General features: G+C 43.5%; 11 protein-coding genes. All 11 read left to right on the top strand.

The window, feature by feature from the left end; translation table 11 throughout:
* Window positions 1-132: 132 nt before the first annotated feature.
* The 11 genes from SY85_RS26125 (at window position 133) to SY85_RS15485 (ending at window position 12,037) form a co-directional block, all read left to right on the top strand.
* Window positions 133-261 (top strand): hypothetical protein, encoded by a 129-nt coding sequence (locus SY85_RS26125; protein ID WP_257739083.1) that lies wholly within the window; start codon window positions 133-135, stop codon window positions 259-261.
* Between the two features lie 67 nt (window positions 262-328).
* Window positions 329-2,362 carry an excinuclease ABC subunit UvrB gene (uvrB, locus tag SY85_RS15530; protein WP_066405814.1) on the top strand — a complete coding sequence of 678 codons (2,034 nt, stop codon included), beginning with the start codon at window positions 329-331 and terminating at the stop codon, window positions 2,360-2,362.
* 152 nt (window positions 2,363-2,514) lie between these two features.
* Window positions 2,515-2,769 carry a hypothetical protein gene (locus SY85_RS15525; protein WP_148661214.1) on the top strand — a complete coding sequence of 85 codons (255 nt, stop codon included), beginning with the start codon at window positions 2,515-2,517 and terminating at the stop codon, window positions 2,767-2,769.
* Window positions 2,770-2,870: 101 nt separating this feature from the next.
* Window positions 2,871-5,684: a DNA polymerase I gene (polA, locus tag SY85_RS15520; RefSeq protein ID WP_066409841.1), complete on the top strand. Its 2,814-nt coding sequence runs from the start codon at window positions 2,871-2,873 to the stop codon at window positions 5,682-5,684.
* A 390-nt stretch (window positions 5,685-6,074) separates the two neighbouring features.
* Window positions 6,075-6,290 carry a hypothetical protein gene (locus SY85_RS15515; RefSeq protein ID WP_066405812.1) on the top strand — a complete coding sequence of 72 codons (216 nt, stop codon included), beginning with the start codon at window positions 6,075-6,077 and terminating at the stop codon, window positions 6,288-6,290.
* A gap of 47 nt (window positions 6,291-6,337) precedes the next feature.
* Window positions 6,338-7,534 (top strand): hypothetical protein, encoded by a 1,197-nt coding sequence (locus tag SY85_RS15510; protein WP_066405811.1) that lies wholly within the window; start codon window positions 6,338-6,340, stop codon window positions 7,532-7,534.
* A 26-nt stretch (window positions 7,535-7,560) separates the two neighbouring features.
* Entirely contained in the window at window positions 7,561-8,604 is a 1,044-nt protein-coding gene (locus SY85_RS15505) for an SPFH domain-containing protein (protein ID WP_066405810.1), read from the top strand.
* Between the two features lie 156 nt (window positions 8,605-8,760).
* Window positions 8,761-9,978: a DUF6620 family protein gene (locus SY85_RS15500; protein WP_066405809.1), complete on the top strand. Its 1,218-nt coding sequence runs from the start codon at window positions 8,761-8,763 to the stop codon at window positions 9,976-9,978.
* Window positions 9,979-10,024: 46 nt separating this feature from the next.
* The gene (locus tag SY85_RS15495) at window positions 10,025-10,432 is read left to right on the top strand and encodes a hypothetical protein (RefSeq protein WP_066405808.1); all 408 of its coding nucleotides are present in this window, start codon (window positions 10,025-10,027) and stop codon (window positions 10,430-10,432) included.
* A 193-nt stretch (window positions 10,433-10,625) separates the two neighbouring features.
* Entirely contained in the window at window positions 10,626-11,387 is a 762-nt protein-coding gene (locus SY85_RS15490) for a sterol desaturase family protein (RefSeq protein ID WP_066405807.1), read from the top strand.
* Window positions 11,387-12,037, top strand: coding sequence for a DsbA family protein (locus tag SY85_RS15485; RefSeq protein WP_066405806.1), 651 nt, complete (start codon window positions 11,387-11,389; stop codon window positions 12,035-12,037). Before SY85_RS15490 ends, SY85_RS15485 begins: the two co-directional genes overlap by 1 nt.
* Window positions 12,038-12,188: the final 151 nt, after the last annotated feature.

The following is a 12,188-nucleotide window of genomic DNA, read 5'->3' as shown; positions in this document are numbered from 1 at the left end:
GACTTTTCGGTGCTATATAGATTTACTAGTTTAAAAAGGTTGGGATTGTTCTATGATAGGGTTGGTTTTTCAGGTAATATTTTTAGGTACTTGTTATAAAATACACAAAGACTTTGCCATAAACGCAAGTGTTTGATTTTCAGCGTATATTTTGGCGTTACTATAACGGTTTCGCTGTTTGTAAGCCCGGTGCAGCTAACTATTACACTAAAAACAAAACGCCTGAGCGGGGTGTTTGTTGTAGCGGTAATTGCTGTTTAACAAAACGATAAAGTGTAATTAGCATACGTATTGCAGCAGCGTCATTTATAAAATTTATTTCTGTCTCATGCCATTTAAACTTCATGCTCCATATAAACCGTCAGGCGATCAGCCTACGGCCATTAAAGAATTAACCGACGGCATATTGCGGGGTGACGAATACCAGGTATTGCTGGGGGTAACCGGTTCAGGCAAAACCTTTACCATGGCCAATGTCATTTCCAATTTACAGCGGCCTACCCTTGTGCTTACCCACAACAAAACACTGGTGGCTCAGCTGTACGGCGAATTCAAACAGTTCTTTCCAGACAATGCGGTAGAGTACTTTGTTTCTTACTACGACTACTACCAGCCGGAGGCCTACATGCCTACCACAGATACCTATATTGAAAAGGATCTGAACATTAATGAAGAGCTGGATAAGCTGCGTCTGCGTGCTACAACCAGCCTGCTTTCCGGCCGCAGAGATATTATTGTAGTAGCTTCTGTAAGCTGTATTTACGGTATGGGTAACCCTACCGATTTTGAAAGTGGGATCATCCGCATTGCCAAAGGAGACACCATGTCCCGGCAGGCCTTCCTGCATAACATGGTTAACTCCTTGTACAGCCGTACTACTATTGAGTTTACGCGTGGTACGTTTCGGGTAAAAGGTGATACCGTAGACATCAATCTGCCTTATGTGGACTATGGTTACCGGGTAACTTTCTTTGGCGATGAGATTGAAGAGATTGAAAGCATCGATGTGCAGAATGGCAAACGCATTGGCAAGCTGGACCACGCTGCCATCTTCCCGGCCAACCTATACTTGGCGCCCAAAGACATGCAGCAACAGATCCTTTACGAGATACAAGATGAAATGGCGGCACAGGTAGAGTATTTTAAAAGTATAGGCAAGTTCATTGAAGCCCAACGCATCAAAGAGCGCGTGGATTACGACCTGGAAATGATTCGTGAGCTGGGCTTTTGTAATGGTATAGAAAACTACTCGCGCTTCTTTGATAGGCGCAAACCTGGTACCCGGCCGTTCTGTTTGCTGGACTATTTCCCCAAAGACTTTGTATGCATGATCGATGAAAGCCACCAGACAGTGCCACAGGTGAGCGGTATGTATGGTGGTGACCGCAGTCGTAAGATGACATTGGTGGATTATGGTTTCCGCCTTCCTTCAGCGCTAGACAACCGTCCGCTTAACTTCCATGAGTTTGAAAATCTGCTGAACCAGGTGGTGTTTGTAAGTGCTACTCCGGGGGATTACGAGCTGGAACAAACAGGTGGTGTAGTGGTAGAACAGGTAGTACGACCAACGGGTCTGTTGGAACCTCCTATTGAAGTGCGTCCCAGTGTGAACCAGATTGATGACCTGCTGGACGAAATAGACAAGCGGGTAAAGAAAGGCGATCGTGTATTGGTGACAACCCTTACCAAACGTATGGCCGAGGAAATGGATAAATACCTGAAGCGGATCGATATCAAATCAAAATACATTCACTCTGACGTAGATACACTGGAGAGGATTGAAATATTGCGTGACCTGCGCTTAGGTGCTATAGACGTCCTGGTGGGTGTAAACCTGCTGAGGGAGGGCCTTGACTTACCTGAGGTATCGCTGGTAGCCATCTTGGATGCCGATAAAGAAGGCTTCCTGCGTAACGAACGTTCGCTGACCCAAACAGCCGGCCGGGCGGCGCGGAATGCAGAAGGTCTGGTGATTTTCTATGCTGATAAGATCACTGAAAGTATGCAGCGGACCATGGATGAAACGGACCGCCGCCGGGAAAAGCAGGTGGCTTATAACCAGAAACATGGCATTGTGCCCAAAACGGTTAGCAAGTCGAAAGAGCAGATCATGGCGCAAACTTCAGTATTGGATATCAAGGGCTATGATCCTGAATCGCCATATGCTTTAGATGAAATTCCAGTAACGAAGGCGGCTGAATCGGATGGTGAGTACACTACCATTCCACAACTGGAAAAAGCGATTAACAAGACTAAAAAGGAAATGGAAAAAGCTGCCCGGGATATGGACTTTATGGAAGCTGCTCGTCTGCGCGATGAGATGTTTTCGATGCAAAAAAGACTAGAGGGAATGAAGGCGTGATCGCATTACTCCTGTGAAAATTACGAAATATGAAACGCAAAATCACGCTACTGTATAAGAGTATTTGCTTAAATTAAGTAAATAGATCAGATTAGGCTTTTGCAGGGAAATAACGCATATTAGCTTAGCGGCTCCAAACTATGAACTACCTTATGCAAAAGCGTGTATACATGTTTTTCAACTTCTTTGCATTTAACCTGTTGTTTTTTGCATTGTATCTGAACTTCATTCATAAAGATGCTGTTGCGGCTATGCCGATGATCCCAACACCAGAAACAGTACACATCAGTAGTCCTGCGTCTCGCTTGGTTGTACCAGAAACTAAAGAGTCGATGGAAACACAAAAGACATCAAAGAAATTATCTCCTACGAAGGATGGAGCTGCTTTAAAGCAATCCATAAACTAATATAGAATATAATAGAAATGTCCAATGAAGAACCCTGCTGTCCGCAGGGTTTTTTTATGCCTGCCCTGTTTTTGGATGCGGCATTACCTAACTTCGTCGGCATGGAAAAAAAGCTGTTTTTGCTGGATGCTATGGCTCTTGTTTTTAGAGCTTATTATGCACTGATCCGCAATCCAAGAATTACCTCGAAAGGAAAAAATACAAATGCCCAGTTTGGGTTTACCAACACAATTATAGACCTGATCAAAAACCAGAAGCCAACCCATATGGCGGTGTGTTTTGAATCATCTACCCCCATTGAAAGAACCAATGATTATGCTGATTATAAAGCCAACCGTCAAGAGGCTCCTGAAGATCTTTCGGCTTCGATACCCGACATCCGTCGCATTTTACAAGGCCTGAATATACCCATGATTGACAGTGCCGGTTATGAAGCTGATGACGTGATTGGTACGCTGTGTAAGCAAGCCGAGAAGCTGGGTTACGAAGTTTTTATGGTAACCCCAGATAAAGACTATGGCCAGCTGGTAAGCGAAAACATAAAGATCTATAAACCTGGCTATCAAGGTGGCGAAGTAGAGATAATGGGGCCTAAAGAAGTGTGTGAAAAATGGTGTATTGAACGCGTAGAACAGGTAATTGATATCCTGGGTCTTATGGGTGATGCGATTGACAATATTCCAGGTGTAGCCGGTATTGGTCAAAAAACGGCCTGCAAGCTGATCACCGAGTACGGCTCGATGGAAAATATTTTAGCCAATGCCGATAACATTAAAGGAGCGTTGGGTGAAAAACTGAGAGCAGGTCGGGAAGACGCTATTATGTCTAAGCGCCTGGCCACCATTGTTACAACTGTACCGGTAGAATTCCATGAAGAAGATTTCCGCTTGAAGGAATGGAACAATGAGTTACTGAAAGAAGTGTTTAATGAATTAGAGTTTAAAACAATTGGCCGTCGTTTATTAGGCGACGACTTTGGCGAACCAGCCGCTGTGCGCAAGGCAGCTCCCGGTGTACAAACTGATTTGTTTGGCGGCGTGAGCGAAACTAGTGTTACTGTCGAAGAAACAGAAGAAGTAATTGTTGGACTTCCCACTAAAAATATCCACAACACATCTCATGAATACGAGCTGGTGGAAAGTGAAGGGGAAATGAAGTTATTGTTGGAGGCAATTCAACAACATAAAGTAGTGTCTTTTGATACGGAAACAACTTCCATCGATGCTAACGATGCCGAGCTGGTAGGATTGAGCTTTAGTGTAAAGGCTAACAGCGGCTGGTATGTTCCGGTGCCTCCTTCCAAAACAGAAGCAAAGGCTATCCTTGAAAAGTTTCAACCTTTCTTTAATGAAACGGATCGCACCTGGATTGGCCACAACATAAAGTACGATATGCTGGTGCTGAAATGGTATGGTGCAGAGATCAAAGGTCAATTGTTTGATACCATGCTGGCGCACTACTTAGTAGAACCAGATGGGAAACATAATATGGACTGGCTTAGTAACAAATACCTTGGCTACGAGCCCATTCACATTGAAGAACTGATTGGTAAGAAAGGAAAGAACCAAGGCAACATGCGCGATGTAGAACCAGCTAAAGTAAAGGACTACGCCGCTGAAGATGCCGATGTGACCTTCCAGTTCAAAGATGTTTTTTCGCCCCTCTTAAAGAAATACGATGTACAGCGTGTGTTTGATGAAGTAGAAGTGCCGCTGGTACCCGTACTAACGGATATGGAGTTTGAAGGGGTGCGGATCGATACCGGTTTCTTAAATGAATACTCCCGCCTGCTGGAAGAAGAAGCCCGCAAACATGAAGAGGCTGTGTATGAAGCCGCTGGTGTACGTTTTAACTTGGGTTCACCTAAACAATTGGGTGAAGTGCTTTTTGAAAAACTAAAGCTGGATCCCAAGGCCAAAAAAACAAAGACCGGTCAATACGCTACCGGCGAAGAAGTATTAAGCAAACTAGCTAATGAGCATTCTGTTGCAGCTGATATTTTGGCCTATAGAGAATATACTAAACTACGTTCTACCTATGTTGATGCATTGCCTTTGCTGATAAACAAAAAAACCAACCGTGTACATACCACGTTTGCGCAGGCCATTGCCGTAACGGGTCGTTTATCTTCTAATAATCCGAATCTGCAAAACATTCCCATTCGCACTGAACGTGGACGAGAAATTCGAAAGGCCTTTATTCCAAGAGATGAGAACCACATCCTGGTAAGCGCCGATTACTCACAGATAGAGCTACGCATTGTAGCCGCCATTAGTGGAGATCCGGCTATGAGTGAAGCCTTTTTACAAAATAAGGACATCCACACGGCTACAGCTGCGAAAGTGTATAAGATAGACGAAAGCGAAGTAACCAAAGACATGCGTCGCAAGGCCAAGAGTGTAAACTTTGGTATTGTATACGGACAAAGCGCGTTTGGTTTGGCCGAGAACCTGCAGATACCACGTGCAGAGGCTAAAGAGATCATTGACAACTATAAGATTGAGTTTGCCGGCGTAACCCGCTACATGGATGAGACGATCAACTTTGCGCGTGAGCACGGTTATGTACAAACGATTTTAGGACGCAAGCGTTGGTTGCGCGATATCAACTCTGCCAACTTCACAGTGCGGGGCTTAGCTGAACGCAACGCGATCAACTCCCCTATTCAAGGAACAGCAGCAGATATGATCAAATTGGCTATGGTACGTGTACACCAAGCCTTCAAAGAGCATGGCTTCAAATCGCGTATGGTACTGCAGGTACATGATGAATTGGTGTTTGATGTGGTTAAAGAAGAACTGGAAGCCATCAAGCCTGTGATTATAGAAAGTATGCAGTCGGCAATGACGCTGCCTAATAATATTCCGATCATTGCTGAAATAGGCGAAGGTATCAACTGGTTGGAGGCGCACTAGACCGCGGATTAATTGGATTAACAGGATTTCTGGATTTCAGATTTGGAATTTGTTTTTTGGGATTTTGAAATAAAAAAGGCTGTAGCAATTTGCTACAGCCTTTTTTATTTAAGTAAGTATTACTGAAAACTGTGTTTTATAATGGCTTTTCATTAGTAGTTAAAAAATGTTTTTTGCAACTCACTCGGTTATATATAGCAGTTATATACTATTCCAGTTTTAGTGAATTCTGACTGCTTTAGTGTTTTAAATTGGGGTAACAATTACTAAATCCTGATCTTAAGAATTATCGATACGTAATTCTTTTACCTACTGCTCTTATAGAGGTTTTAGGTAGTAATGTTTGTGTCAGTAATAGTAATCGGCATTAATCTTATACCCGTCAAATACATGGAAAACCAAAACAACAATGGCCCTGGCAACAATGCCAACAACCCCCTTTTTAATATTCTGGGTAACGCTTTAGCAAGCTCCCAAAAGTATGCAACAGAAAGCTCGGGTGTAGAAACCCGAAAGTGTTCTAACTGTGGTGCAGCCCGGCCCGAAGGCACGGATCTGAGCACGTGTGATTATTGCGGCTTTGAATTTTTCAAAACGGGCGAATAAGAGCCATTTCTTTTTCCAGCCATCATTCTTCAAACCTTGTTACTACAATGAATACTGCTTTTACAGAAGCCCAACAACGTTGGGAAACCTTTCTTTCTAAAATTGAAGAACGCTTTCACGAAACGCTTGGCCAGGCGGAAAGCATTTTACCACAGCTACTGGACTACCAGAACTTTGATACCATTCCCTTTGGTAACGCCTGGACAGGGATACACAATCAGGGGAGTGAGCTAATTAAAAAAATTAACGACACTTGGGAAGAAAAAGTGTCTAATACCTTTGAAGAAGTAAAAGAAACCGAAGAGGCAAAAGTGGAAGAAGCTGGCGAAAACCTGGATGAATTCTATACCAGTTTTTATAAACTGTATTATTTGGAACTGGATAAGGGAAGAGAGCGGGCGCACCACTTAAATAAAGCCCTAAAAGCTTATGAAGTGAGGACCTTTGCCGAGGCCGGTAGAAAACTACAGGTAAAAGCAAAGGAAATCCTATCCGGCAATTTTTCTTGTACACAATGCCGGGCGCCATTACCGGTTCAGCAAAACATATTCCGTTCATATTACCAGGCTTGTGAGTATTGCCAGACCATGAACACTTTTGAGCCGGGTACGATTGCACGCAACGTGGAGCACTTTGCCCTGCAACCTATAGCAGAAGAAAAAGCTCTGAAGGAATATTTTACCTACTGGGATCTGGAAAGTAAGTTCAAAGCACAACGTGAAGATGAACCTAAAGTTATTTCCGCAGAACAAGTACTCGAGGCTTATACAAAATATGTAGAGATCTACCTCAAAGCCCGTATTGAGATTATACCCGATTATGAAAAGAGGTATAAAAAAGACCGGGTTGCTAAAATAGAGCAGCTACGCAAATGGACTTTGTCGGATGAGTTTGCCCGTGATTTTGCATTCCTGTCAAAAGAAGATATTACCCATTTATTCAATCAAATAGCGGAGATGTATTTTGATGATGTCGACTTTGCACAAGCTCCGGAAAAAATACAGCTTACTCCATTAAAAGACCTTGGAGAATACTTGCAATATTTCGAGGAAGAAATTGAAGATGCTTTTGGCTTACGTATAGCAGATGCCGCTAGCAAAACGATCGGGCAGGCTATTGATTGGCTTTTTGAACAACGTGAACATATTCGATTGGGCTGGAGTGTGAGTAAAGACCTTGAGTGGTATGGCTGGTTTGACTATGATGATTATGATTGGGGTGATGAAGACGAGGATGATGAATAAACTTTTCTAATTAAACAACAATAACGATGTCATTATTCAATACTAAACAACTCCGCTCAGTGATCGAGTGGGTAGACCCGCATCCTGATACCTTGTTTGAACGTTGGACAGAGGATGGCGATGAAATCAAAAACGCTTCCAAACTAATTGTAGGCCCTGGTCAAGGTTGCATTTTCGTATATGAGGGACGGGTAGAAGGCTGCTTTACCGAAGAGGGAATCTATGATCTGAAAACCGCTAATATCCCACTGTGGACAACGGTGAAAAGTTTTATGTACAATTTCGAGTCAGTGCATAAGGTGGGAATTTTCTTTTTCCGAAAGGCCGATATCTTAAACAAGCGCTGGGGTACCCCTTCTCCTATCACGTATAATGATCCTAAGTATAAGTTTCCAGTAGGCTTGGGTGCCTTTGGTAATTTTTCCTTCCGCATTACGCAGCCTACAGACTTCTTCCGCAAGGTAGTGGCTGGTGAACATTACTACTCGGTGCGCGAGATTCAAAAAGTGTTGCTCTCCCGGATCACGCAGCCCATTTCTGATTATTTAGCCAATGCGTCCTTTGGTTACTCAGAAATTGATAAGCACCGTAATGCCATCGCAGAATTTTCCAGTGGCGCTGTCCGTTCCATTTTTGATGAACTGGGCTTTCAATTGATAGACTTCCGCATTGAGGGAACCAACTTCGATGAAGCCACCCAAGGCCGCATTGGAAAGATAGCAGATATGAGCGCAGAAGCACAAGCCTTAAAAGAGCTAGGTATTGACTATGTGCAGCACCAACAACTGCAGGCTATGCGTGATATGGCCAAAAACGAAGGACAGGGCAACATGGGCATGCAACTGGGTATGGGTATGCAAATGGCCAATATGTTCGGTAACATGATGGGCAGCACAATGCAGCAACCCTTTGGCCAACCACAGCCGTCCACGCCTCAACCAACGCCTGTAGCTCCTGCCGCTGAAGATCCTATGCAAAAGCTGGAGAAGCTGAAAAAGATGTTTGATCTGGGCCTGATCAACGAACAGGAATACGCATCTAAAAAACAAGATATCCTATCCACGTTATAATTAATTCAACCAACAACAAAAACAAGACGCTATGAGCTTTTTTAAAAAACTATTCGGGGCGGAAACGCAGATAAAGAAAACGAAGATGTAAAACCAAACGATTCATTTAAACCAGAGAATACTTACCAACAGTATGAAGAGGAAGAGGATGAAGATGTGGAGGAATATGAAGAAGAGGAATATGATGATAATGATGATGATTCAGACGATCACAAGAGTGGCCTTTTTGACACCTTGGCACCGGTGAACCCGGTTGGTAGCGGCAAGGCGGCGGGTGTAGGCGTGCCCGGTCAAGTTCCAGCGAATTACAACCCCGATAAAAACAATCCTATTTCCGTGTATCGCAATGTTGCGGGTTGTACACGCGATGATATCTGGGATTACATGATGACCATTGATTCCTGGAACTGGCAAAAGTATGATTACAAAACTTGGCCATGTGCTGATGAATCATTTCCAGACTTGGAAGAGGATAAAAAATATGACTTGTGGCCATACAAGAAAGACTTGACCAAAGCGCACTGGGTGGATCTAAACAACCAATTTAAATCAGGTGTAGAAAGAAAAGGCTTCTTGTTAGGCTTTGAAACACCTGACCAATATGTGGGCACGGATGCACAGAAGTGTATGTTGGAGTTTGAAGCGTTAGCAAAAGAAACAGATGAAGCGAAACTTCAGGCCGCCGGCTTTAAAAACCGCGATCATTTGTTGTATATCATCGAGTCTACTAAAAAGCAGATCAAGAAGGCCTATGCTGAAGCGCAGGCAGTCATTGATGAAACAACGGACAAGTTAAGCCAACAGATGAATGCCAATATTGATGCGGCTAAGGCAAGTGGATTGCTGGATCCAATTAAAGGCATCTCTATGGAAGATTGGGCGGCTGCCAATGCCAAGATAGCTAGTGGTATGCCACTGAACGATGTATTGAAAGTATTAGGCACCGAAAAACCCATTTGGGATGAAGCCTCCGCCGAGTGGATGGCCCGCATGTCGCAAGACACCACGTTTGCCATCAGCAAAGTCTATGGTGATGCCTTTACCAATTCCAACATCGGGAAGTTTGCCGGTGCTGCTGCGTCCACCGATTCTGCCAATAACCCGGTAGTAGAACAAGTAAAGAAGGATTTGGACCTCTATGTAAAGATCATGTGTCACCAAAACATCGGCAGCACCCAAGGGCTTGACGCCACCACTATATTAAAACAATACGGGCTATCCCTTGGTGATTGGGGTGTGATCAACGGCCATTGGTCGCCACAGCTAGGCAGTAATCTGGAGAATGCCATGAAAATGTCAGCGTTGATGGATAAGTACAACGCTGAATTTGCGGCTGCGGCACCTCCAAAGGCCGGCAGCGATATTGATTTCTAAACCACTTATAATCCAAGCTTTTATTTATAAACCAAAACCAAATTCTATGATTGGAGGATTAATTACAATTGCAGGCGGTTTATTAGCCGCTTCGGGATTTATTATCAGAAAGAAGCCCAATGCCCAGGAACTCATTGACAAAATTGCGCCTTACCAGGGATGGATCGGTATGGTGATGTTTGGCTGGGGGATCTGGGAGATCTTTGGCGCACTGCGATTAACCGAATGGTTGTCCAACGGTTTTGCATTGACATGGACCTTCTGGTTGTTATGCGGCATAGCCGACCTAGCCGTAGGTTTTATCCTTGGCTTTGGTCTGATCAGTACCTATGTGTTCCGGGGAAACACAGCGGCCATTGAAAAAGGAGAAGCTGTGCGCATGAAGCTGTTGAACTATCAGATACCGCTAGGTTTTCTGGCTATCATCATGGGCATCTTATATATTATCTATTAAGAACTGTATTGCCTATTAATTATTGAAAGGACGCGTTAAGCGTCCTTTTTGTTTTTACACAATTGTACATTGATGATAATTGCGCAAATGAATATGAGCACATAATAATAGGTTAACAAAGCAGAAGCTTACACCGGTATTCATAATTTAAAGACCTTTGTATCATTCGTGATTCTTAAGAAGGAGTTGAAAAATGCGCTGGGAGCAATACGTTTTATATGTTGAGCGAATCGGTAGCCGGTATTTCATGGTTGCGGGCATTTTCTTTTTGCTTTTCTACATATTGAGAATACAAAAGACGCGATATAAAAAGATACAAGCGCGTACACCTAAGCAAAGTGATTATGTGCGTGAGATAGGCTACTCCATGATCACCGTTGCCATTTTTGGATTGGTGGTGTTGGTGATGCTACAGGTGCCTTCGATCCGGCAGTATACTACATTTTATACCAAGATTGAACAGCACGGTTGGTTGTATTTCTTCCTAGCCTTTCCTCTACTGTTCATGATTCACGATACCTATTTTTACTGGACACACCGCCTCATGCATCACAAGCGCCTGTTCAAGACCGTCCACTTGGTGCATCATCAATCTACCAATCCTTCTCCTTGGGCGGCCTATGCATTTCATCCATTGGAGGCAGTGGTAGAAGCCGGTGTTTTTGTAGTGTTCTTATTTACGCTGCCGGTACATAGCCTGCACATAGTGCTCTTCTTCTTTTTTATGATCGTGTATAATGTCTATGGTCATCTCGGTTATGAACTATATCCTAACAGATTTAATAAGCATTGGCTGGGCAAATGGATCAATACCTCTGTGAGTCACAACCAGCACCACCAATATTTTAAGGGCAACTACGGATTATATTTTACGTTTTGGGACCGTGTAATGGGTACCTTGCGCAAGGATTACGATGTGCGTTTTGATGAAGTAACCAAGAAAAACAAAGTTTAATGACCCCTACTCTCTATTATTGCTATGATGCGTATTGCGGTTGGTGCTATGGCTTCAGCCCTGTGATTAAAAAACTATCTGAAGAATATAAGGGCCAAGTGGTATTTGATGTGCTCTCTGGTGGAATGATCTTACCGGAAGAGCCCCAGCATTTTGCGCCCCTGGCCAAATACATTCAGGAGGAGTACAGACAAGTAGAAGAATTAACCGGTGTAAAGTTTGGCGAAGATTTTCTCTGGCATGTAAACAATCCTGATAAAACCGACTGGTTCCCCGATTCTACTAAACCAGCTATAGCTCTTGGCATTCTGAAAGACTACGATCCTGATAAAGCCGTGGCCTTTGCATCGGACCTGCAATATGCCCTCAATTATGAAGGCCGCGACCTGACCGACAATGAAGCCTATCGCCACCTGTTGCCCAAGTACAACATCCCGGAAGACGAGTTCTATACCAAACTAAATAGTGAAGAGTACAGAGAGAAAGCCTATTACGATATGGCACTGGTAAAACAATTACAAGTCAATGGTTTTCCTTCCGTGCTCATGCAGGTATCCGATAGCAAATTCTTTTTGCTTAGCCGCGGCTATACGGATTATGAGACGATGAAGGCAAGGATTGAAAAAGTATTGGAGGAGATAAAAGAATAAAAAGAGGACAAGTTTGTGAACGTAGGCTGAAGAACTTTACACTTGCGTTTTTAGGGTTAACAGCTTTATTAGAAACATGCGCTTTTCATGTTAACGATAGCAAGGAAACACAAGTGAAAGCGCTTCATTTTGAAGCCGAAGTAGCTCAGCT

This window comes from Flavisolibacter tropicus, assembly GCF_001644645.1.
Lineage (GTDB): Bacteria > Bacteroidota > Bacteroidia > Chitinophagales > Chitinophagaceae > Flavisolibacter > Flavisolibacter tropicus.
The sequence above is the reverse complement of the archived record's forward strand: the minus strand, read 5'-3'. Positions and strand labels throughout refer to the sequence as shown.